This window comes from Streptomyces sp. NPDC058620 (genome assembly GCF_042717135.1).
GTDB lineage: Bacteria > Actinomycetota > Actinomycetes > Streptomycetales > Streptomycetaceae > Streptomyces.
The window spans coordinates 19078-41417 of the sequence record NZ_JBHXQO010000042.1; the positions used below are offsets into that span (position 1 = coordinate 19078).

The 22340-nt window shown below is 71.6% G+C and carries 22 protein-coding genes; 6 read left to right on the plus strand and 16 right to left on the minus strand.

Annotation, left to right across the window (positions count from 1 at the left end; translation table 11 throughout):
- Positions 1-22: 22 nt before the first annotated feature.
- From ACFWSK_RS28520 to ACFWSK_RS28530, 3 genes are read right to left on the minus strand one after another with little or no spacing between them, the layout of a single operon-like run.
- Positions 23-718: a response regulator gene (locus ACFWSK_RS28520; protein ID WP_383792084.1), complete on the minus strand. Its 696-nt coding sequence runs from the start codon at positions 716-718 to the stop codon at positions 23-25.
- Positions 715-1938: a MacS family sensor histidine kinase gene (gene macS, locus ACFWSK_RS28525; protein WP_383792087.1), complete on the minus strand. Its 1224-nt coding sequence runs from the start codon at positions 1936-1938 to the stop codon at positions 715-717. Before macS ends, ACFWSK_RS28520 begins: the two co-directional genes overlap by 4 nt.
- 32 nt (positions 1939-1970) lie before the next feature.
- Positions 1971-2768 carry a lysophospholipid acyltransferase family protein gene (locus tag ACFWSK_RS28530; protein ID WP_383792090.1) on the minus strand — a complete coding sequence of 266 codons (798 nt, stop codon included), beginning with the start codon at positions 2766-2768 and terminating at the stop codon, positions 1971-1973.
- Between the two features lie 243 nt (positions 2769-3011).
- Between ACFWSK_RS28530 and ACFWSK_RS28535 the strand changes: the two genes are divergently transcribed.
- Complete coding sequence (locus ACFWSK_RS28535; protein ID WP_383792092.1) at positions 3012-3791, plus strand: alpha/beta hydrolase; 780 nt, start codon at positions 3012-3014, stop codon at positions 3789-3791.
- Complete coding sequence (locus ACFWSK_RS28540; protein ID WP_383792095.1) at positions 3784-4452, plus strand: hypothetical protein; 669 nt, start codon at positions 3784-3786, stop codon at positions 4450-4452. Before ACFWSK_RS28535 ends, ACFWSK_RS28540 begins: the two co-directional genes overlap by 8 nt.
- Positions 4453-4494: 42 nt before the next feature.
- Here the strand turns inward: ACFWSK_RS28540 and ACFWSK_RS28545 are convergent, their stop codons facing one another.
- From ACFWSK_RS28545 to ACFWSK_RS28570, 6 genes are all read right to left on the minus strand, one after another.
- Positions 4495-5268 carry an endonuclease/exonuclease/phosphatase family protein gene (locus ACFWSK_RS28545; RefSeq protein ID WP_383792098.1) on the minus strand — a complete coding sequence of 258 codons (774 nt, stop codon included), beginning with the start codon at positions 5266-5268 and terminating at the stop codon, positions 4495-4497.
- Positions 5269-5338: 70 nt separating this feature from the next.
- The gene (locus tag ACFWSK_RS28550; RefSeq protein ID WP_382737914.1) at positions 5339-6280 is read right to left on the minus strand and encodes an ROK family glucokinase; all 942 of its coding nucleotides are present in this window, start codon (positions 6278-6280) and stop codon (positions 5339-5341) included.
- A gap of 86 nt (positions 6281-6366) precedes the next feature.
- Entirely contained in the window at positions 6367-6834 is a 468-nt protein-coding gene (locus tag ACFWSK_RS28555; RefSeq protein WP_383792102.1) for a DUF5304 domain-containing protein, read from the minus strand.
- Positions 6835-6894: 60 nt separating this feature from the next.
- Positions 6895-8100 carry an ArsA family ATPase gene (locus ACFWSK_RS28560; RefSeq protein ID WP_383792105.1) on the minus strand — a complete coding sequence of 402 codons (1206 nt, stop codon included), beginning with the start codon at positions 8098-8100 and terminating at the stop codon, positions 6895-6897.
- A gap of 4 nt (positions 8101-8104) precedes the next feature.
- Complete coding sequence (locus ACFWSK_RS28565) at positions 8105-8548, minus strand: SRPBCC family protein (protein ID WP_383792107.1); 444 nt, start codon at positions 8546-8548, stop codon at positions 8105-8107.
- Between the two features lie 98 nt (positions 8549-8646).
- Positions 8647-9456 carry a metallophosphoesterase gene (locus tag ACFWSK_RS28570; RefSeq protein ID WP_383792110.1) on the minus strand — a complete coding sequence of 270 codons (810 nt, stop codon included), beginning with the start codon at positions 9454-9456 and terminating at the stop codon, positions 8647-8649.
- Positions 9457-9735: 279 nt separating this feature from the next.
- Here ACFWSK_RS28570 and ACFWSK_RS28575 point away from each other — a divergent pair, with 279 nt between their 5' ends.
- Positions 9736-11532 carry an AMP-dependent synthetase/ligase gene (locus tag ACFWSK_RS28575; RefSeq protein ID WP_383792113.1) on the plus strand — a complete coding sequence of 599 codons (1797 nt, stop codon included), beginning with the start codon at positions 9736-9738 and terminating at the stop codon, positions 11530-11532.
- A gap of 80 nt (positions 11533-11612) precedes the next feature.
- Here ACFWSK_RS28575 and ACFWSK_RS28580 read toward each other — a convergent pair whose 3' ends face one another.
- Positions 11613-12755, minus strand: a complete 1143-nt coding sequence (locus tag ACFWSK_RS28580) for a glycosyltransferase family 4 protein (RefSeq protein WP_383792174.1) — start codon at positions 12753-12755, stop codon at positions 11613-11615.
- A gap of 100 nt (positions 12756-12855) precedes the next feature.
- Here ACFWSK_RS28580 and ACFWSK_RS28585 point away from each other — a divergent pair, with 100 nt between their 5' ends.
- A complete protein-coding gene (locus ACFWSK_RS28585; protein WP_383792116.1) occupies positions 12856-14106 on the plus strand; it encodes a glycosyltransferase 87 family protein in 1251 nt (416 codons plus the stop codon).
- Here ACFWSK_RS28585 and ACFWSK_RS28590 read toward each other — a convergent pair.
- The 5 genes from ACFWSK_RS28590 to ACFWSK_RS28610 form a co-directional block, all read right to left on the minus strand.
- Complete coding sequence (locus ACFWSK_RS28590; protein ID WP_383792118.1) at positions 14082-15341, minus strand: hypothetical protein; 1260 nt, start codon at positions 15339-15341, stop codon at positions 14082-14084. The two genes, ACFWSK_RS28585 and ACFWSK_RS28590, sit on opposite strands and share 25 nt — an antisense overlap.
- A 16-nt stretch (positions 15342-15357) precedes the next feature.
- On the minus strand, positions 15358-16389 hold the full coding sequence (locus ACFWSK_RS28595; protein WP_383792121.1) for an NlpC/P60 family protein: 1032 nt from the start codon (positions 16387-16389) through the stop codon (positions 15358-15360).
- A gap of 248 nt (positions 16390-16637) precedes the next feature.
- A complete protein-coding gene (locus tag ACFWSK_RS28600; RefSeq protein ID WP_383792124.1) occupies positions 16638-17663 on the minus strand; it encodes an NlpC/P60 family protein in 1026 nt (341 codons plus the stop codon).
- Between the two features lie 291 nt (positions 17664-17954).
- A complete protein-coding gene (locus ACFWSK_RS28605) occupies positions 17955-19316 on the minus strand; it encodes an NYN domain-containing protein (RefSeq protein WP_383792176.1) in 1362 nt (453 codons plus the stop codon).
- 35 nt (positions 19317-19351) lie between these two features.
- Positions 19352-19594 carry a hypothetical protein gene (locus ACFWSK_RS28610; RefSeq protein WP_328909734.1) on the minus strand — a complete coding sequence of 81 codons (243 nt, stop codon included), beginning with the start codon at positions 19592-19594 and terminating at the stop codon, positions 19352-19354.
- A gap of 169 nt (positions 19595-19763) precedes the next feature.
- Between ACFWSK_RS28610 and ACFWSK_RS28615 the strand changes: the two genes are divergently transcribed.
- Positions 19764-20516: a rhomboid family intramembrane serine protease gene (locus ACFWSK_RS28615; RefSeq protein ID WP_383792128.1), complete on the plus strand. Its 753-nt coding sequence runs from the start codon at positions 19764-19766 to the stop codon at positions 20514-20516.
- On the plus strand, positions 20513-20794 hold the full coding sequence (locus tag ACFWSK_RS28620) for an Lrp/AsnC family transcriptional regulator (RefSeq protein ID WP_003969641.1): 282 nt from the start codon (positions 20513-20515) through the stop codon (positions 20792-20794). Before ACFWSK_RS28615 ends, ACFWSK_RS28620 begins: the two co-directional genes overlap by 4 nt.
- An 80-nt stretch (positions 20795-20874) precedes the next feature.
- On the opposite strand, the gene ACFWSK_RS28625 is transcribed toward ACFWSK_RS28620, so the two are convergent.
- Positions 20875-22299, minus strand: coding sequence for an aminotransferase class V-fold PLP-dependent enzyme (locus ACFWSK_RS28625; protein WP_383792131.1), 1425 nt, complete (start codon positions 22297-22299; stop codon positions 20875-20877).
- Positions 22300-22340: the final 41 nt, after the last annotated feature.

Below are 22340 nucleotides of genomic sequence, written 5' to 3' on the forward strand. Positions count from 1 at the left end.
GCCCGCGCCCCCAGGGCGCCGCTCAGCCGACGTCGTCGAGGCCGCGCTCGATCGCGTACCGCACGAGCTCCACCCGGTTGTGCAACTGGAGCTTCCCGAGCGTGTTCTGCACGTGGTTCTGGACGGTGCGGTGGGAGATGACGAGCCGTTCGGCGATCTGCTTGTACGAGAGGCCCTTCGCGACCAGACGCAGCACTTCCGTCTCGCGGTCGGTGAGTTCCGGAGCCTTCGGTTCGTCGGAGGCAACGGGCACCGGGTCGGAGGCGAGCCTGCGGTATTCGCCGAGGACCAGACCGGCGAGGCCCGGGGTGAAGACCGGGTCGCCGGCAGCGGTGGAGCGCACGGCGTCGGTCAGCTCCTGGGTGCTGGCGGACTTCAGCAGGTAGCCCGTGGCGCCCGACTTCACCGCCTCCAGGACGTCGGCGTGTTCACCGCTCGCGGAGAGCACCAGGACGCGCAGGCCGGGGTGGGAGCCGACGAGCTCCTTGCAGACCTGGACGCCGGGCATCCCGGGCAGATTCAGGTCGAGGACCAGGACATCGGGCCGCGCGGCCTTCGCCCTGCGCACCGCCTGCGGGCCGTCACCGGCCGTCGCCACCACGTCGAAGCCGGACTCCGCCAGATCGCGGGCGACGGCGTCGCGCCACATCGGGTGGTCGTCGACGACCATCACCCTGGTGGGCCGCTCCTGGGCGTCCTGCTCGTTCGCTGTACTCATCGGGCCGATCCTGCCTTCCCCCGTGAAACCTTCGGAACCTTCAACTCGACCTCCGTGCCCTGGCCGGGCACCGAAATCAACGCGGCCGTGCCGCCCAGGTCACGCAGCCGTCCGCGGATGGACAGGGCCACCCCCAGCCGGCCCTCGCCCTCCGCCTGGGCGAGCCTGCCTTCCGGGATGCCCGGGCCGTCGTCCCGGACGGTCACGATCACTTCGTCACGCTCGTCCTCGACGAGAATCCATGCCTGGGCGTCCTGTCCTGCGTGCACCCGCACATTGTCCAGGGCGGCACTGACAGCCGCGGCGAGCTCCCGGGCGGCCTCCGGCGGCAGCAGCACCGGAGCACCTGGTTCCGCGAAGCTGACCCGGGAGCCCGCGTGCGGGGCGAGCAGGGCGCGCAGATCGCAGTCGGCTCCCCCGGCCCGGTCGTCGTCGACCTCGACGGTCCGGACGACGGCGCCGTCGGCCGCGTCCTCGGAGACCCGGGTGGTGGGAACGAGGCCGCTGGAGACGAGCGTGCGCAGGGCCACTTCCTGCTCGCCGGCCATCCTGCCCAGTTCGGCGGCCTCGCCGCCGAGCGCCGAGCCGCGGCGCTGCACCATCGCGAGGACCTGGAGCACGCTGTCGTGGATGTCGCGGGCCAGCCGCTCCCGCTCGCGGGTGGTGGCCTCGATCTCCAGGGCGCGGGCCAGGGTGCGTTCACTGGCGCGGGCCACCTCGACGACGTACCCGATGGCGATGGAGGCGACCCAGACCAGAAGGACGTTGTGCACGGTGTCCCGGCTGGGGTGACCGCGCTCGATGATGTTGGCGACGGCGACGAACGTGGAGGCGAAGGCCGCCCAGCGCCAGCCGCCCTTGATGGCGAACGCCAGGACGGAGCCGGCCGTCCAGATCGAGGGAAGGGTCGGGCCGTCGACGTACCGGGCGTCGAAGTCGGCGAGCGGGGTGAGGAGGATGCCGGTGAGGGCTATGACGAGGTCCGCACCGAGGAAGCGCTTGGTGCAGCGCACCGCGCCGGCGACCTTGGGGAGGGTGGCGAGCGTCCACAGGACCATCACGGCCAGATAGGCGACGGCCACCCACGGCCGCTCGTACTTCTCACGGCCGAGGACGGCGAGGATCACCGCGTAGACCATGGTCAGCAGGCGGTACGCGGTCAGAGCACGCCACAACGGCTGCTCCACGGACATGCGTACGACCCGCTCGCGCTTGGTCATCTCCCCCACCCCCCGGACGGACAGCGACGCGGCTACGCGCCGGTCCGCTCCGTTCCGTCCTTGTCCCCGGCGTGCGCGGCATCCGCCGTGCCCGCCTCGTGCCGCTGCTTCTGTGCGCGCTTCTCGTCCTCGGCCCGGAGCTTCGCCTCGTCCGCGAGCTGCCGCTTGGCCGCCGTCGCGTAGATGTCGACGTACTCCTGGCCGGAGAGCTTCATGATCTCGTACATGACCTCGTCGGTCACCGAACGCAGGATGAAGCGGTCGCCGTCCATGCCCTGGTAGCGGCTGAAGTCGAGCGGCTTGCCGATCCTGATGCCCGGTCGCATCAGCTTGGGCATCACCTGCCCGGGCGGCTGGATCTTCTCCGTGTCGATCATCGCGACAGGGATGACGGGCGCACCGGTGGCGAGGGCCACCCGGGCGAGGCCACCGGGCTTGCCGCGGTAGAGACGGCCGTCGGGCGAGCGGGTGCCCTCGGGGTAGATACCGAAGAGCCCGCCGCTCTCGATGACCTGTATGCCCGCCTTGATGGCCGCCTCACCGGCGCCGCGGGCCCCGGAGCGGTCCACCGGGAGCTGGCCGACCCCCTTGAAGAAGGCCGCGGTGAGCCTGCCCTTCACCCCGGGAGCCGTGAAGTACTCGGCCTTCGCGATGAAGGTGACCTTGCGGTCGAGTACGGCCGGCAGGAAGAACGAGTCGGAGAACGACAGATGGTTGCTCGCGAGGATCGCCGGCCCCTGCTCGGGGATGTTCTCCAGGCCCTCCACCCACGGCCTGAACGCGAGCTTCAGAGAGCCGCCGATGGAGAACTTCATTGCGCCGTAGATCAACTCGGGTGCCTCCTGTGTGCTGTCCGACAGACCTTAACCTGTGGCATCGCCCGCGCTCCCGCCCGGCACGGGACGGCGCCGGCGGCCGGTCCCGCGGCTGTCAGCGGTGACGGCCCTGGTCGGTGTCGGTCCGGTCGCGTACGGTGAAGTAATCCTTCTTCGCACTCCCCTTTCAGCCCCACCGCTCCACCCCCTTACGCGCGCGTCACCCACCCGTCACAGCCTCACGAACAGGAGACCCCGGTGCCGGTCCTCCCTGGAGCCGAGCCTTTCCGCCACGAGGGCGGAGAGATCGGCGTCCTTCTCTGTCACGGATTCACCGGATCGCCGCAGTCGCTGCGCCCCTGGGCCGACTACCTCGCGGAGCGGGGGCTGACCGTCTCGCTCCCGCTGCTGCCCGGGCACGGCACCCGCTGGGAGGACATGGCCGTCACCGGCTGGCAGGACTGGTACGCGGAGGTGGACCGGGAGCTGCGCGTCCTGCGGGAGCGGTGCAGCCAGGTCTTCGTCTTCGGGCTCTCCATGGGCGGTGCCCTGTCGCTGCGGCTGGCGGCGAAGCACGGGGACGCGATCACGGGCCTGGTGCTGGTGAACCCCGCGAACAAGGTGCACGGCCTGTCGGCGTACGCCCTGCCGGTCGCCCGTCATCTCGTGCGGACGACGAAGGGCCTCACCAGCGACATCGCGCTGGCGGGCGCCGAGGAGGTCGGCTACGACCGGGTGCCGCTGCACTCGGCCCATTCGGTGCGCAATTTCTTCCGCCTGGTCGACGCCGAGCTGCCGCAGGTCACCCAGCCGCTCCTGCTGCTGCACAGCCCGCAGGACCACGTGGTGCCGCCCGCCGACTCGGCCCGCATCCTGAGCCGGGTGTCGTCGACGGACGTCGAGGAGATCCTCCTGGAACAGAGCTACCACGTGGCGACGTTGGACCATGATGCGGAGCGGATCTTCGAGGAGAGCTACTCGTTCGTCGGCCGCCTCGCACCCAGCGTCGGGAAGAAGGGGAGCACGTCCGGTGGCTGAGCACGACGCGGAGCGCACAGGCAGTGACGAGGAGCGCGAACCGCGTCCCACGGAGGGCACCGATGTCCCCGAGGGGACCGAGGACGCCCGGCCGATCGACGAGGACGCGGCCTGGGAGGCCATCGTCGCGGGGTACGGCGACGAGCCGCCGGACCCGCCGGGCGCCAAGCCCTTCAAGTCGATCGAGGATCTGGCGCTGCTGGAGGACGACCAGCTGAACGTCCTGGAGCCGGACGCGGGCACGGGCGACGACGACGTGGACAAGGGTGCGGGCAAGCCGAAACCGGCGAAGCCCCCGGAGAAGAAGGCGCTGGGCAGTTCCGTCGTCTTCGCGCCCGGGGTCGCGGGTCCGCGCGACTACGAGGTCGAGGAGCCCAAGGACGGCGACGCCGACGGCCCGGACGACAGCGAAGAGGGGCATTTCGTCCCTCCGGAGCCGCCGCCGCTGCCGGAGGCCGACGTCACGGCGAAGTTCGCCTGGCTCGCGGTCGTCGGCGGCCCCGTCCTGATGCTGGTCGCCGTGCTGCTGCAGTGGGAGATGACGTGGTGGCTCACCACGCTCTGCATCGGCGGTTTCCTCGGCGGCTTCGCGACGCTGGTGGCGCGGATGCCCCACGACGACGAAGAAGACGACGACCCGGGGCGCGGCGCGGTGGTCTGATGCGTCGCGCATGACACGAGACCTGACGCGACACCCGTACGGTCAGGTCTGTCGGGCCGTCGAGGACAGGGCGGGCACCCGGAGTGCCGCCAGCACCGGAAGGTGGTCCGTGGCGGCCCGCAGGTCCACTTCGGTGATGCCCGCGAGCCCCGACGGAACACCGCAGCCGAGCACCTCGATACCCTCCGTGGCGAAGACCGCGTCGATGCGCCGCCGGGGATCGTCCGGCGAGAAGGTGTGCTCGCCACCCCAGGGGCGTACGGCCCGGCAGTCCTGGAGCCGCCCGGCCAGCCGCTCGAACGCCCGCCCTCCCGGTCCCTCGTTGAGGTCACCGGCCGCGATGGCATGGGGCACCTGCATCGCGTCCAGCCGTTCGAGCAGGAGGTCCACCTGGGCCAGGCGTTCCTCGCGCTGAAGGCTGAGATGGCAGCTCAGGAGCCCGATCCGGGTCCCTGCGATCCGCACCACGGCGGTGGCGAAGCCCCTGCGGTGCAGGCCGGGGGTGAGCGGCAGCAGCACGTCCTCGGTCCGCTCCACCGTGGCCCGCAGCGAACAGAGCAGGAGGGGCCCGGCAGCCGTGGCGCCGCCGCCGAGGACCACCAGGTCGGTACGGGCGGCGAGCCTGGCGGCCGCCTTGCGCCAGCGGAAGAAGCGCGGGGCCTCCTGGACGAAGACCAGATCGGGACGGCAGGCGCGGATGACACGGGCCAGGGCCTCGGTGTCGTCACGCATCGACCGCACGTTGTAGCTGAGCACTCTGATGACGGCTGAACCGTCCGGCTGGGTACGGGAGTCGGGCAGCGGCGTCATGACCATGTGCTTCACGATACGACGGACGCCCGCCGCTCCCCAGAGGGCGCGACGGGCGTCCGGTCGTGCTGTGGACTCAGCCCTGGCGGGCCAGGTCGGCCGCGCCGACAAGGCCGGCCTTGCCGCCGAGCTGAGCGGCGAGCACCTGCGCGTGCGGGCGCCACTCGCCGCCGATCAGCCAGCGCCGGAAGGACTTGCGGATCGGGTCGAGGACGAGTTCGCCCTCGTCCGAGACGCCGCCGCCGACGATGAACGCGGACGGGTCGAAGAGCGAGGCGAGGTCGGCGAGTCCGGCTCCGGCCCAGCGGGCCAGCTCACGGAACGAGTCGACGGCGACCAGGTCGCCCTGGCGGGCGGCGGCGCTGACGTGCTTGCCCTCGATGCCCTCCACCGTGCCGTCGCCGAGCGACAGGAGGATCGCGGCGTTCTCCGGGGTGGCGTTGGCGCGCTGCTTCGCGTACCGGACGAGCGCGCGCCCGGAGGCGTACTGCTCCCAGCAGCCCTGGCTGCCGCAGCCGCAGAGCAGACCGTCCGGGACGACCCGGATGTGGCCGAACTCGGCGGCCACGCCGAAGCGTCCGCGCCGCAGCTTGTTGCCGATGATGATGCCGCCGCCCAGGCCCGTGCCGAGCGTGATGCAGATGACGTCGTCGTGGCCCTGGCCTGCTCCGAAGCGGTATTCGCCCCAGGCCGCGGCGTTGGCATCGTTCTCGACGACGACCGGCAGGCCGACCCGCTGCTCGACCTTGTCCTTCAGCGGCTCGTGGCGCCACTTGATGTTCGGTGCGAACAGCACGGTGGCGCGCTTGTCGTCGACATATCCGGCAGCGCCGATGCCGACCGCCTCGACGTCGTGGCCCTCGCTCGCTCCGGCCACGGCTGAGCAGATGGCGTCGACGATGCCTTCGGCCGTCGGCGGGGTCGATACCTTGAACATCGAGAGGATCTGGCCCTCTTCGTCGACCACTCCAGCCGCGATCTTCGTGCCGCCGATATCGACGCCGATGGTGAGTCCCATGAATCCCTCAGTTTCGGTCGAGCCCCGCTACGGCCAACCGTACCCGAGGCAGGGAAGGCCACGGGCCTTCTGCCTCCGGCCCGCGGTCAGTCCAGGTCGATGTGCTCGCTGCCGCCGGGGCCCTCGTCCCGGGGGTCGGACGGGTTCTCGGCGGCCTTCTTCGGGGTGTCCGCACCGCCCGCGCCCTCGGTGGTCCGGGTCCAGCGGGCCTCCTGGCCCTCGACGGCCGAGCGGTAGGCGGCCAGGAGTTCGTTGCCCGCTGCCGCGAGATGGTCGAAGAGGTCCGGATTGCGTTCGATGACGGGCTCGACCGCGGACTTCGCCTGCTTGATGACCTGCTGGACGGCTCCCTGGGCGGCCACGCCGAGCAGCGGCGACTGGAGCGAGGCGACCTTGTCGGCCACCGCGTCGACCAGCTTGCGCAGTTCCTCGGCGGCGGATCCGGGCTGCGGCCCGTACTGGGCGCGGCGCCTGGCCTTCTCGGCTTCGAGGTCCTCGGCGCAGGCATCGGCCCACGCGTCGCCGTCGACGGGACGATCGGTGGATTCACTCATGGCGGGCTCCTGCGGCAAGGGTGACGTAGTACCGACGTTACCCGAACGGGGGTAAACCGTTCATCGGGTCCGCGGCCAGAGCGCCGGGTCGGGCGTGAACCGGACGCGCAGCACGCCGTCGGTGAGCGCGGCTCCGGAGACGGCACAGCGGCGCAGTCCCGGCTCCAGGCGCACGATCCGGTGGAACGGGCCGACGGTGAGGAGCAGTTCGTCACCGCGGCGGACCAGGTGGACGTCCTTCTTACCGGCGCCGGGCAGCGGCAGGCACCAGACGAGGGTCGCCTCGGCCGGCTCACCGGAGGTGTCAGGTCCGGGAGTGTCCTCGATCCACCAGGGGCCGTCGGCGCGGCCGGGTGTGCGGCCGTCGGGGGCGAGGCCGCCGACGAGGAGGGCCAGATCGTCCAGGCCCCGCGGATCGTGGCCGAGGTGGGCCGCCTCGCGCAGTGTCCCGGGGGCCCATTCCTGCGCCCAGTGGCCGAGGCACTTCTCCTGCTGGGCGGCGAGACCGGCGAACCAGGGGTCCTGAGAGTGCCGGGGCAGCACCCGGCTGGCCACGAGCGCGTCCACGCGCAGGCCCTGCAGGGCGAGTCCGGTACGGGCGGTGCGCAGGGCGTCCTCGGCAGCCGTGCCGGGTTCGGCGACCAGTCGTACGGTCGTCGATCCATCCTCGATCAGGGCCTGGACGGCGGCCAGCTCGGCGTCCTTGCGGGCGGCGGCCTCGTACAGCCACTGCGCGGGTGCGGGCACTCCGGCGAGCTGGGCGAGGACCGGGCGCAGGGCCCGTGCGGCCTGGCGTTCCTGCGGCAGGAGGCGGCGCAGGTAGCGGCGCAGCTGCTCGGGCAGGGCGAGCACGGCGAGTGCCTCGCGCAGCGGCGGAAGGTCGACGACGAGGACGTCCGTGCCGTCCTTCGACCAGTCGCCCTCGGCGGCGCGGTGCAGGGTGTGGAGGAGCGCGAGCTGTGCGCTGCCGGGCAGTTCGGTCAGTTCCTCGGCGTCGAGGCGGTTGGCACCGAGCAGGCCGAGGAGTCCGGACGCGCGGTCCTGGAGGCCGACGAGTTCGTCGCGGAAGTGTGCGCCGGAGTCGATCCGGGCGTACCGCAGACCGTCGGTGACCTCGACGGGTTCCGTACCGGCGGGGAATCCGGGTACGGCGTCGGCGGAGACGAGCAGGGTGCGCAGGCCGGTGCGGGCCGCGGCCAGTGCGGTCGCCGCGGCGACCGTCGTACGGCCCGCACCGCCGGGGCCGGTGACCAGGACCGTACGCACGCGGTCAGCCCCGCTGGACGGACTCGACGCGCTTCTTCAGTCCGGCGAGGGCCCGGTCGATGATGACCTTCTCCGCCTTGCGCTTGATCATGCCGAGGAGCGGGATCTTGACGTCGACGGCCAGCCGGTAGGTGACCTCGGTGCGGTCGCCGACGGGTGCCAGGGTGTACGAGCCGTCGAGGGCCCGCAGCATCTGGGACTTCACGAGGGTCCAGCTGACCTCGTTCTCACCGGTCCAGGTGTACGCGAGGACGTGGTCGTCCTTGATCGCTCCGGCGTCCAGGACCAGGCGGACCTGCTCGGCGCGGCCCCGGTCGTCGCCGGCCAGGACCTCGGCCTGCTTCACCTCGCCGGTCCACTCGGGATAGCGGTCGAAGTCGGCGATCACGCCCATGACGTCGGCCGGTGCGGCCTCGATCATGATGCTCGAGCTGGTGTGTTCAGCCATCGCCGTGGCCCTCCAGTGCGGTGTACCGGTCGCGTTCGGCAGAGGTCTGCCGCGTGCAGGCTATCGCGTACGGGACGGTCGTCGTTCCGCGGTCCGCGTCACCACTCCAGGGCCCATGGCCGCCCGGTGGAGGCGAAGTGACCGACGTTGACGCACTCGGTGACGCCGATGCGCATCCGGCGGACCAGTGGCTGGTGGACATGGCCGAAAAGCGCGTACCTGGGGCGAGTGCGCCTGATGGCGTCGAGGAGGGCCCGGCTGCCGCGCTCGAAGCGGCGCGCCACGGTGTCGTACGTCAGCTCGGGGACGTCGGGCGGGATGTGCGAGCAGAGCACGTCCACCGGCCCGAGCGCCTCGACCTTGGCCGCGTACTCCTCGTCGCTGATCTCGTACGGCGTGTTCATCGGGGTCTTGAGCCCGCCGCCGACGAAGCCGAAGATCCGGCCGCCGATCTCGACGCGCTCGCCGTCCAGGACGGTGGTGCCGGGGGCCGTGTACTCGGGCCAGAGGCCGGGGATGTCGACGTTGCCGTAGGTGGCGTACGTCGGGGTGGGCAGGGCGGCGAACATCTCCGCGTACTGCTTGCGCACGGCGGCGACGATGGCGGCGTTGCGGTCCATGCCCGCCCACAGGGCGCGGCCGAACGCGCGGGCCTCCTCGAAGCGGCGGGCGGTGCGCAGTTCGACGAGGCGGTCGGCGTTCTGCACGCCGAAGAGGTCGGGGAAGATGCCGCGCGAGTGGTCGGCGTAGTCGAGGAAGAGCACCAGGTCACCCAGGCAGATGAGGGCGTCGGCGCCGTCCCCGGCGCGGGCCAGCGCCTCGGTGTTGCCGTGCACGTCGCTGACCACGTGGATGCGCGTACCGCTCTTTACGGCCACGCTCCGGCCGTCCACTCCGCTGCCTCGCATCCGATCACCCTAGATCTCGGTCCTCTGCCTGGGTAGGGGCGGCCGGACCTGCGGTTACTTCCGGGTCGTCACGTCGGTGCACTACTGTGCGCGGAAGGCCCACCTCTATGTGTGATGCATAAGACATCTGGCCGGAACCCCCTATCGGGAACCACGTACCGGTGGGTAACGTCCGGGCAGTCCAGTCGTGCTCACCCCACGGAGCACGTGCCAGTCTTGGACCGCATCCGGTGCGTCACACAGAGCCGTGGCACCGGAGCCCGATGAGGAGCAGCAGTCTTGCGCGAGTTCAGCCTTCCGGCCCTGTACGAGGTCCCCTCGGACGGCAACCTGACGGATCTCATCCGCCGCAATGCCGCTCAGCATCCCGAAGTCGCGGTGATGAGCCGCAAGGTGGCCGGCGTCTGGACGGACGTCACCGCCACCCAGTTCCTCGCAGAGGTCAGAAGCGCGGCCAAGGGCCTGATCGCGGCGGGCGTGCAGCCCGGCGACCGGGTCGCCCTGATGTCGCGCACCCGCTACGAGTGGGTGCAGCTGGACTTCGCGATCTGGAGCGCCGGTGCGGTCACGGTCCCGGTCTACGAGACGAGCTCCCCCGAGCAGGTCCAGTGGATACTCGGCGATTCGGGTGCCGTCGCCGTCATCGTGGAGAGCGACGCCCACGCCGAGTCCGTCGCCTCCGTGCGCGACGGTCTCCCCGCTCTGCAGCACGTGTGGCAGATCGACAAGGGCGCGGTCGACGGCCTGACCACCGCCGGGGCGGAGGTCTCCGACGAGACCATGGATCTGCGCACGGTGAGCGCCAAGGCCGACGACCCGGCCACCATCGTCTACACCTCGGGCACCACGGGCCGCCCCAAGGGCTGCGTGCTGACCCACCGCAGCTTCTTCGCGGAGTGCGGCAACGTGGTCGAGCGGCTGAAACCCCTCTTCCGTACCGGCGAGTGCTCCGTACTCCTCTTCCTCCCCGCCGCGCACGTCTTCGGCCGGCTGGTCGAGGTGGCCTCGGTGATGGCCCCGATCAAGCTCGGCTGCGTGCCGGACATCAAGAACCTCACCGATGAGCTGGCGGCCTTCCGGCCGACGCTGATCCTCGGTGTGCCGCGGGTCTTCGAGAAGGTCTACAACTCGGCGCGCGCCAAGGCGCAGGCCGACGGCAAGGGCAAGATCTTCGACCGGGCGGCCGACACGGCCATCGCGTACAGCCGGGCGCTGGGCACCCCGCAGGGCCCGGCCCTCGGTCTCAAGGTCAAGCACAAGGTCTTCGACAAACTGGTCTTCAGCAAGCTGCGGGCGGTGCTCGGCGGCCGGGGCGAGTACGCGATCTCCGGCGGTGCGCCGCTCGGTGAGCGGCTCGGGCACTTCTACCGCGGTATCGGTTTCACGGTCCTGGAGGGCTACGGCCTGACAGAGACCTGCGCGGCCACCGCCTTCAACCCGTGGGACCGGCAGAAGATCGGCACGGTCGGTCAGCCGCTGCCCGGTTCGGTCGTGCGGATCGCCGACGACGGCGAGGTGCTGCTGCACGGCGAGCACCTGTTCACGGGCTACTGGCAGAACGAGACCGCGACGGCCGAGGCACTGGCCGACGGCTGGTTCCACACCGGTGACATCGGGACGCTCGACGAGGACGGCTACCTCGCGATCACCGGCCGCAAGAAGGAGATCATCGTGACGGCGGGCGGCAAGAACGTCGCCCCGGCCGTGATCGAGGACCGGATCCGCGCGCACGCCCTGGTGGCGGAGTGCATGGTGGTCGGTGACGGCCGTCCGTTCGTGGGCGCGCTGGTCACCCTGGACGAGGAGTTCCTGGGCCGCTGGGCCGAGGAGCACGGCAAGCCCGTCGGTTCGACGGCCGTGTCGCTGCGCGAGGACCCGGAGCTGCTGGCCGAGGTGCAGCGTGCCGTGGACGACGGCAACGCCGCGGTGTCCAAGGCCGAGTCCGTACGCAAGTTCCGCATCCTGGCCGCCCAGTTCACCGAGGAGGCGGGCCACATCACGCCCTCGCTGAAGCTGAAGCGGAACGTGGTGGCGAAGGACTTCGCCGACGAGGTCGAGTCCATCTACCGCGCCTGAACGCGCTGTTGCGCGAAAGGGCCCGTCTCCTGGTGGAGACGGGCCCTTTCGCGCAGGCGCGTTGACGCGTCGTCAACTGCTCAGAGGAGCTCCTTGAGCTTCTCGGCGAGCAGGTCCCAGCGCCACTTCTCCTCGACCCAGGCCCTGCCCCGCTCCCCCATCCGCCGCCGCAGCTCCGGATCGCCGAGCAGGGTGACGATCCGGTCGGCCGAATCCTCGGCGGAGCCGCCCCGCACCACCCAGCCGGTCTCACCGTCGAGTACCGCGTCGGGCGCGCCGCCGGAGTCGCCCGCCACCACCGGCAGGCCGGTCGCGGACGCCTCCAGGTAGACGATGCCGAGGCCCTCGACGTCGAGCCCGCCGCGCCGGGTCCTGCAGGGCATCGCGAAGACGTCGCCGGCGCCGTAGTGGGCGGGCAGTTCCTCCCACGGCACCGGCCCGGTGAAGCGCACCGAGTCCGTCACGCCCGTCTCGGCGGCCAGCTTCCTCAGTTCCCCGGCGTACGGTCCGCCGCCGACGATCAGGAGCACCGCGTCCGGCACCCGCGCGAGGATCGCGGGCATGGCGAGGATCAGGGTGTCCTGGCCCTTGCGCGGCACGAGGCGTGACACACAGACGACGACGGGCCGGTCGGAGAGGCCGAGCCGGGCCCTGACCCGGTCCCCTCCCGAGGCCGGGTGGAAGGTCTTCTCGTCGACCCCGGGCGGCAGCTGGACCATGCGGCCCGCCGCCCGCGGAGTGAGCGCGGCGGCTATCCGGGAGCGCGTGTACTCGCCGAGGTACGTGATCGTGTCCGTGCCCTCGCCGATGCGGCGCAGCAGCTGCCGGGAGGCGGGCAGCTGGGCCCACCCCGCCTCGTGCCCGTGGGTGGTGGCCACGATCCGGCTGGCACCGGCCCTGCGCAGGGCCGGTGCCATCAGGCCGAGCGGGGCCGCGGCGCCGAACCAGACGGAAGAGCAGCCGTGTTCCCGCAGCAGCTGGACCGCTCGCCGGGTGACCCGGGGGGTCGGCAGCAGCATCGTCGTACGGTCGCGCACGACCGTGAAGGGCTGCTCGGCGTCGAAGGCGGCGGTGGCCGCGGCGCCCTCGGCGCCGCGCTTCCAGGTGGAGGCGTACACGACGAGCTGTCCGGGGTCCACGCGCAGCGCCATGTTGTGCAGGAACGCCTGGATACCACCGGGCCGGGGCGGGAAATCGTTCGTCACGATCAGGGTCTTGTCCATCGCCGCCGACAGTACCGAACGGCCCCGCTTCATCGCTCCCGCACCGTCCCGCCCGGCATCATGGCTCTCCGTAAGCGCCGCCGAACCGGATGGGACAGTCATGACGGGAGCAACCGGAACACGTCTGTCCCTCGCGGTGTGGGCCCTCACCCGAGCGACGCTGCTGCTCTGCGTCTTCAAGGTCTTCACTGTCCCGGGGCCGGACGTCACGAGCGACGTGTCGGTGATCTACCACGGTTGGTACGAGGTGCTGCGGAGCGGCACCTTCCCGGTCGACGACGTCACCTGGCAGTACCCGCCCGTCGCCGCCCTCGCCGTCCTCTCCCCCGCCCTGCTGCCGTTCCTGGACTACCCGCCGGCCTTCTACCTCCTGGTCCTGCTCTGCGACGCGCTGGTCCTCGGCCTGCTGCTGCACGCGCGGCGGCGGCCGGGCAGGAGTGGCGCGGGTGCCTGGGTGTGGGTGGCGGGGGTGCCGCTCCTCGGCCCCACCGCGTACGCCCGGTACGACCTGATGGTCACCGCGGTCGCGGTGGCGGCCCTGCTGGCCGGGGTGCGCCGCCCACGGGTGCTCGGGGCGCTGGCCGCCCTCGGGGCGCTGCTGAAGGTGTGGCCGGCGCTGCTGCTGGTGGGCACCGCGCGGGGGCGGACGAGCCGCAGGGCGTGGGTGGCCGCCGCGACGACGGCGGTGACGCTGGCCGTGCTGTGCGCGGCGGCGCTGCCCGGCGCGTTCGCGTTCCTGTCGTTCCAGCGGGACCGGGGCACCGAGATCGAGTCGCTGGGGGCGCTGGTGTTCCACGTGGCCCGGCAGTTCGGCTGGCGGGGCGGGGTGGAGCTGCGCTACGGCTCGATGGAGTTCACCGGCCCGTACGTCCCGCTGGTGTCCACGCTCGCCATGGGGCTGACGGTGCTCGCCTTCGGCTGGCTGCTGGTGTGGCGGCTGCGGGCCCGGACGTTCGCGGCGCACACTCCGGCGGACGCGGCGTTCACAGCGGTCCTGCTGTTCACCACGACCAGCCGGGTCATCAGCCCCCAGTACATGCTGTGGCTGGTCGGTCTGGCGGCCGTCTGCCTGGTGTTCCGGGGCAGCCGGATGGTGCTGCCCGCCTGTCTGGTGCTGGTGGCCACGGGTGTCACGCTGCTGGAGTTCCCGCTCGGCTTCGCGCACGTCGTCGCCAGTGACGCGGTGGGCGTGGGGCTGCTCCTCGTACGCAACGGGCTGCTGGTCGCCGCCACGCTGGCCGCCGGGCTGCGGCTGTGGCGGGAGACCGTGCCGGCCGGGGCCGGGAGGGCGCCTCTCGCGGACTCGGCCGACGGCCCGGAGAGCCGTCAGCCGAGCCGTGCCGCCAGATAGTCCCGCCAGCTCGCGGTGAACTCCTGCGGAGTCGTACCGAGCACCGTGTGCAGCGCCTGCTCCACCGCCCCGTCCCGCCCTGGATGGCCCCCCACGGCCTTGTAGAAGGCGATCAGCTTCTCCTCGCCCCAGCGGTCCTCGATGAGCTCGCAGGCCATCCAGCCCCCCTCGTACGCCCTCGCGAGCTTCCCGGCGGCGCCGCCGAAGCCGAAGTCCGCGTCGACGGGCAGCTCGGCGGGCAGCTCGCCACCGCGGACCGCTTCGGCCAGCTCGGGCGCGACCAGGCCGGCCGGGCGGCTCTCGTCGCGGTAGGCGACCCAGTCGGCGAAGCCCTCGGAGAGCCAGACCGGCGTGGCAGGGGAGGTGCGGACCCGGGTCGCGACATGGGTGGTCTCGTGCGTGAGGACGATCTGCTGTCCGAACGCGCCGAGCATCGCGTACGCCTGCGGATTGACGATCACCCGGTCGGCGGCGCCCGGAGCCCTGCCCGAGCCGCCGACCTCACCGGTGGTGACGGCCGCTATGCCCCGGTAACTCGCCTCGGGTGAGCCCAGCAGCCCCGCCATGTCCTCCACCGAGTCCGGTACGAGCACGACCACCCGGCGCACCCAGGACTCCGGCCAGGCGGCGGAGACGGCCGGCACGGCGCGGTCGGCGGTGCCGGCGATCCGGCGCAGCTCGGCGTCGGAGCGGCCCACTCCGAGGACGAGGCTGTGGCTGCCCCGGACGACCTGGACGTCGCCCTGCTGCCACAGCTGGCCCGCGGCGCCCTCGGCCGGCCGGTCGGCGGCGATGTACCAGCGGCCGTCCGCGCCGTCCCGGGCCAGCTCCAGGGTGCGGGCGGCGGAGACGGGGGCACGGTCGTAGCCCTTGATCCGGTACCGGAGGTCGACGTCCGCGGTGGCCCGGCCGGTGCCGTGCGGGGTCACGGTCTTCACGTCGTACGACCACGACTTCAGCGGTACGTCGGCGAGGTTGGCCAGCTCCGCGCGCTGGGCGGCCCGCAGGGCCGCGGCCTTCGGGGCGAGCACGGCCAGATATCCGGCCGGATCGTGGTTCAGGACCGCCGTCGCCCGGCGGTCGAGGGTGGCGCGGATCTCCTGGGCGGCCGTGTCCCGGGCCGAGTCACCGGGGGACGTGCAGGCGGACGCGAACAGCAGCCCGGCGAGCACGGCACCCGCCGCGCGCCGCGCCCGGGCCAGCTCGCACCCCGTCTCACGTCTCTGAACAGCCATCCTGCCGATCGTACGGTCACAGGCGGGTGACCGAGGAGACGGGCATCATGCCGACGGGGTCGTAGCGCACCGGGGCGCCGGGGTACGGGGCGTGGATGACCTGGCCGTCGCCCGCGTACATCCCGATGTGGCTCGCGTCCGCGCGGTAGGCGACGAGGTCCCCGGGGCGGGCCTCGGAGAGCGGCACCATCCGGCCGGCGTGGCGCTGGGCCTGGGAGGTGCGCGGGAGGCTGACCCCGGCCTGGGCGTACGCCCACTGCATGAGCCCGGAACAGTCGAAGCCGCTGGGCCCGTTGGCGCCCCACACGTACGGGAGCCCGAGCGCGTGCCTGGCCGCCATGAGGGCGGCCATGGCCCTCCCCGAGCCCGGCGCCTGGTCCGAGAGGGCGGGGACCGGCTCGTCGCGACCCGAGCGTGAGGCACGGTCCCGGGCCTCGCGGTCCTCGGCGGGCAGGGAGTTCAGCAGCTGCCGGGCCTGGGCGAGCTTGCCCTCGACGGTGCGCTTGTGGCGGGTGACGGCGGCCCGGCTGCTCTCCAGCTGGGCGAGGGACCTGGTGGCCTCCGCGCGGGTCTGGGCGACCGTGCGCATCGAGCTCTGGAGCCTGTGCAGCTCGACGGTCCGCCGCGCGGCCAGCCGGTCGAGGGTGGCGGCCCTGTCGAGGAAGGTGTCCGGGTCCGAGGAGAGCAGCAGCGCGATCGACGGGTCGATGCCGCCGGTGCGGTACTGCGCGCCGGCGAGCGAACCGAGGGCCGTGCGCATCCGGTTGACGTCCTCCTGGCCGCGGGCCGCCGCGTCCTGCGCCCGGGTCACCTCGCCACGCAGCCGGTCGACCTTCTCCCCGGCCTCGTTGTAACGCTCGGTGGCCTTCTCGGCCTCGCCGTACAGCCGGTCGACCCGGGCCTTGGCGGCCTCGTGCGTGTCCTGCGGGTCGGCGCTCACCGGGGCGGCCCCGAGCGTGGCCGCCGCGGTCGCCGCGGCGGCCGAAAGGACAGTGACCCGGACGGTCCGGTCGAGGCCGGACTGTGTGGAACGGCGATGGGACACCACAGGAAGCCGCACTCCCTTCCGCGTACCCGCCCGCTGGACGCGGACGGTGCGCGGCCCCTGCCGCCCGGGACGGGCGGAACGACGACCGGGAGCCGCACAGCAGACAGACAGTAATCGGCCGACTACGCGACGGCCAAAGACCACGCCGGAGGCGGGAGGGCGGGCAAACAGCTCCGCCCCGCCGGTGACCTTGGTCTCCGGCGGGGCGGGGCGTCAGCGAAGCGTGGCGCAATTCGCCCGTTCGGGCGTCAGATGCGCACGCCGAACTGGAAGGTGCCCATGTAATCCATCGACTCGTAACGGACCACGGTGCCCGGCTTCGGGGCGTGCAGGATCTGGTTGTTGCCCGCGTACAGGCCCACGTGCGAGGTGTTGTTGAAGAAGACCAGGTCGCCCGGCTTCAGCGCGCTGCGCCCGATCCGTACACCGTCGTTGATCTGGGTGTAGGTGGTGCGGGTGATCTGGACACCGGCCTGGGCGTAGGCCCACTGGGTCAGACCGGAGCAGTCGAACGAGCTGGGGCCCGTGCCGCCGGAGACGTACGGCTTGCCCTGCTGCGTGGAGGCCGCCTGGAGCGCGGCGGCTCCGCGGGCGGACGCGGGGACCTCGTTGCCGAGGCTGACCCGCTCGCTCGACGCCCGGCTGGCGCGGACCTCTTCCTGGCGCATCTTCTCGCGCTCGGCCTCGGTCAGGGTGTTGAGGAGCTGCTGTGCGTCAGCGAGCTTGCCCTGGAACTTCTTCTTGTTCTCACCGAGCGCCTTGCGCACGTCGGCGAGGTCGCCCAGCTTCTCCTGGGCCTCCTTGCGCTGCTGCGCCAGGGTGCGCTGCTTGCCCTGGATCTTCTGCAGCGATTCGGTCTGCTTGGCGGTCAGCTGGTCGAGCGCCGACGCCTTGTCGAGGAAGCTGTCCGGGTCCGAGGCGAGGAAGAGCTGGACGGACGGGTCGATGCCGCCGGAGCGGTACTGCGCGGTGGCGAGCGAACCGAGCTCGCCGCGCAGGGTGTTGAGATCGTCCTGGCCGCGGGCGACCTTGTCCTGGAGCGCGTCGACCTGCTTCTTGAGCTTGTCCTGCTGCTCCTTGGCGCCGTTGTACTTCTCGGTGGCCGCCTCGGCCTCGTGGTAGAGCTTGTCGACCTTTGCCTTGACCTCGTTCTTGGTCGGCTTGGGATCGGCGTGCGCCGCCTGAGAGGTCAGAGCCACGGCCGCAGCGGCGGTAGCGGTGAGCACGGTCACGCGGGTGCGGCTCGGCTGCTTGGGACGACGGTGGGACGCCACGAAGGCGAGCTCCTTCTTCCTCGAGCCGCCTACCGGGCTGTGGGGGAGGGAAATCCCCGGCTCCGTGCGATCACGGACTCGGCGGTTCCTTCGCTGCCACCCCGGATGGGTGATCAACCGTGCGAAGGTTCGAGGCCTGACCTTAGTGACCAACTTGTGATCAGTTCAAATCCTCACGAGCAAAATCTCGCCACACCAGGCACTTCTTTGGTCACACCACACCGCCTGTAGCGACAACTTGACGGTACGTTCCCAAAAAAGCGGCATGTCACACATGCGGGACACAACGCGTCAGACGCGCGAAAGCCGCTTCAGGAGCAAGGCGGACGCGACGGGCCTCGCACCCGCCTTCGCCACTCCGTCGGCCACTTCGCGGTCGGTGGAGACCACCACGACGGGCCTGCCGGGCGGTTCCGCGCGGGCCAGTTGCCTGATCAGCTCGTCGGCGGTCACGCCCGCCTTGCTGAACAGCACCCGCACCCCGCGCGGTGGCGCGAGCAGGACCGGAGCAGCCAGCTCCGCCCCGTCGAACACACAGGTCATCTCCGCCCCCGTCTGCGCCGCCAGGACCGAGAGACCGCCCAGCAGCCTCAACCGCTGCTTCTCCAGCGGCATCTGCGGATACCCGGTCTTGGTGACGTTGTAGCCGTCGACGATCAGATGCGCCTGGGGCAGCGCGAGCAACTGGTCGAGCAGGGCCGGATCGGTCTCCGAAAGGGCCCTGGCGGCAATGTCCTTGGGCGACATCCGGCCAGGCTCGACGGCCTCGACACTGTCCGCCGGACGGATGAACGAGGGCGGCAGGGCCAGTTCGCGCCGCAGTCCCTGCGCCGCGTCGAGCACCGTGTCCAGCAGCAGCCGCAGCCGCATGTCCTCGACCGAGCGCCCTTCCCTGGCGGCCCTGCGGCTCGCCTCGACGGATGCCTCCGCCTCGCCGAGCCGCGCCTTCAGCCGCCGGGACTCGCTCTCGGCGGCCGAGATCTGCACCGCGGCCTCGGCCCGTACGGCGTCGGCCTCAGCACCACCGCGGCGCAGGGCCGCCTCGCTGCGCTTCACTTCGCTGAGGGCGCTGCGGAGTTTGCGCTGCAGCGATTCCGCCTCCTTGCGGGCGGCGTCGAGTTCGGCACGCAGCCGCTCGGTCTCGCTCTTCGTCTGGCTGCGGGCCTGGGCCAGCTCCTCGCGCAGCTGCTCCAGCTCGCGCCGGGTCTCCTCGTCGGCCCTCTCGGCGTCGGCCCGCTGGACCTCTTCACCGGCGGCCTCGACCAGCTTGACCCAGCCGGCCGGCCGCAGCACGTAGGCCGCGGCGGCCACATCGACGGGATCGGCGGCCGCGGGCGGAGCTCCGGCCTCCAGCGAGGCCGCCAGTTCGGGCTGCGTCTGGGCGATCCGCTCACCGATGCGCCGGCGGAACACCGGCTCGCTCTCCAGGGCAGCCGCCATCGCGTTCCCGGCGAACTTGGCGCGCCGGGTCGGAGTGAAACGGGCGTACTGTCTGAGCTGCGTGGGAAGTTCGCCGACGGTCAGGCCGCCGAACGCGTCCGAGACCAGCGCGATGACCCGCCGTCGCACTCCCTCGGGCAGCGGGCGGTCGAGTGCCTCGACGGCGCCCTCGGCCTCATCGGCCGGTTCGGCGCCGCTGTTCGGCTGCTCCACCATCCGTCACCCCAATATGTTTGTCCGCGGCCCCGTCAGGAGTCGGCGCCCGGCCTGTCTACCAGCTCGATCTGGTCCACCGCGTTGCACCAGCGGCAGCGCACCGACTCGATGGTCTCACTGACCACCTCGCGCTCCTCGACGCTCGACTCCCCGGCCAGGTCCAGATGGACGTACTCCACGACCTTGGAGGAGCGGGTCACGTCGAACCGGGTGAGGTTTCCGCAGAGCGTGCAGCGCCAGCGGGTCCCGTCGGTCGGCATGGGGACCGTCGTCATCGTTGCGTCCTCTTTCGTCGTTCGTCGAGCCTGAAGCTGTCTGTTTCAACGATCTCGCGGTGCGCCGTCGAACTGCGGATGTCCTGTGGTAACCCTACGGCCTCGGGCATACCCGGAGACACGGCGAGGCGGTCTGTCCCGATCTCCCCCGGTGCGTCATGCTCTGTACATGATCGATTGGCGGGAAGTCGATTGGCGGGACAAGGCGAGAAGAGTCCGCGGGGTGGCCGCCGCGGACGGAGCGCCCGTCACCTACGGGCTCATCGCGTTGTGCTGCGCCGTCTTCCTGATCAGCCCGCTGTCCGGGTTCAACGCCTCCTACGGCACGGCCGACCGGCTGCTCGCCGCGCAGGCCGCGTACTTCGAGCGGTGGGGCGTGATCCCCAGCGAACTCTGGGAGGGCTCGACGCGCGCGCTGCTCACCCCGCTCACCGCGCTCTTCGTCCACGGCAGCTGGCTGCATCTGCTCGGGAACATGCTGTTCCTCTACGTGTTCGGGGCGATGGCCGAGGAACGCATGGGCCACCTCGGGTTCGCCGTCTTCTATCTCTGCTGCGGCTATCTGGCCCTGCTCGTCTACGCGGTGGCGCACGCCGAGTCCGACCAGACACTGGTCGGCGCGTCGGGGGCGATCTCCGCGGTGCTCGGCGCGTTCCTCCACCTCTTCCCCAAGGCCCGGGTCACCAGCATCTTCCCGTTCCTCTTCTTCCTGCCGCTGCGCTTCCCCGCCTGGATCGTGCTGATCTTCTGGTTCATCCTTCAGTGGCTGGCGGCGCAGAGCGTGGGGAACAGCCCGGGCGTGGCGTATCTCGCCCACATCGCGGGCTTCGCCGCCGGGTTCCTCTACGCCTGGGTGTGCTACCACCGTGGGGCTAGAGTGAAGTCTCCAGCCACGGCCACCGAGGGAGAAAGCCAGCCGTGATCACCGCGATCGTGCTCATCAAAACCAGCGTGGACCGGATTCCGGAGATCGCCGAGGCCATCGCCGCGCTGGACAGTGTCAGCGAGGTCTTCTCGGTCACCGGTACGTACGACCTGATCGCCATGGTCCGCGTGGCCAGGCACGACGATCTCGCCGACGTGATCCCCGGCCGGATCAGCAAGATCCCGGGCGTCGAGGGAACCGACACGCATGTGGCGTTCCGTACGTACTCGCAGCACGACCTCGAAGCGGCCTTCGCGATCGGCCTGGACGCCTAGAACCCTCGTCGCGCGTCGGCCGGGCACGAGGTGAAGTCCGTGCCCGGCCGACGTGTTGCGGTCCCCCGGCGCCCGGGACCCTAGACCTGAGCCGTTCCGCGGTCCGGGACGCAGCGGCCGTCCTCCGTGCGGTACTTCCACTGGGCGCCCTCACGGACCAGCTCCTTGACCGCCCGTACGAAACGCTCGACGTGCTCGTCCGGCGTACCGGCACCGAAGCTGACCCGGATCGCGTTCAGCGACCGCTCGCCCGGCCCGGCCTCCGGGGCGCCGCACTCGCCCGGGTCCTGCGGGGCACTGCCCAGCAGGGTCCGCACCAGCGGGTGGGCGCAGAACAGTCCGTCGCGGACGCCGATGCCGTACTCCGCGGAGAGCGCGGCGGCGAAGTGCGAGCTGTTCCAGCCGTCGACGACGAACGAGATGACGCCGACCCGCGGGGCGTCGTCGCCGAACAGGGAGAGCACCCGGACCTCGGGGACCTCGGCGAGACCGGCGCGGACCTCCGAGACGAGGTGCTGCTCACGGGCGACGAGGGTGTCGAAGCCCGCCTCGGTGAGCGCCTTGCAGGCGGAGGCGATCGAGTAGACGCCGATGACGTTGGGCGAACCGGCCTCGTGGCGGGCCGCGGTGGTGTGCCACTCCACGTCCACGCCGCCGTCGGTGCGCCGGGCGACCTTGCGCGAGGCCCCGCCGCCGGCCAGGTACGGCTCCGCGTCCTGGAGCCAGTCGGCGCGGCCCGCGAGGACTCCCGAGCCGAACGGCGCGTACAGCTTGTGTCCGGAGAAGGCGACCCAGTCGACGTCCAGCTCCGCGATGTCCACCGGGTGGTGGGGGGCGAGCTGCGCGGCGTCCAGCACGATGCGGGCACCGTGGGCGTGGGCGACTGCGGCCAGTTCCCTGACCGGCCAGAGCTCCCCGGTGACGTTGGAGGCACCGGTGACGCAGACCAGCGCCGGGCCGCTGCGCTTCGCTCCGCCTCGGCTGCCATTCTCGCCCTCGGACGCCGAGCGGGGGTCGCGCTCGGCGAGCGCCCGCTCCAGGGCCTCGACGGCCTGCCCCGGCGTACGGGGGGCGTTGAGGTAGGTCACGCGGGCATCGCGCCACGGCAGCAGCGAGGCGTGGTGCTCGGTCTCGTAGACGAACACCTGGCAGTCCGCGGGGAGCGCGGCGGCGAGCAGGTTGAGGGAGTCGGTCGTCGAACGGGTGAAGATCACCTGGTCATCGGCCCGGCAGCCGAGGAACTCCGCGACGGTCCTGCGGCTGCTCTCGAAGAGGTCCGTGGAGAGCTGCGAGAGGTAGCCGGCACCCCGGTGGACGCTGCCGTAGTACGGGGCGTACGCGGCGACGTCGTCCCAGACCCGCTGGAGTGCCGGGGCGCTGGCCGCGTAGTCGAGGGCGGCATAGGTGACTTCTCCGCCCGTAACGAGCGGAACAGTGACGTCCTTGCCCAGAACCGGCAGCGGTGCACAAATGGACTGGTCGAGGGCAGCGGCGGAGACAGACATGGCGAACTCCCGTAACAGGCAGGCGAATTCTGCGCGCCGAC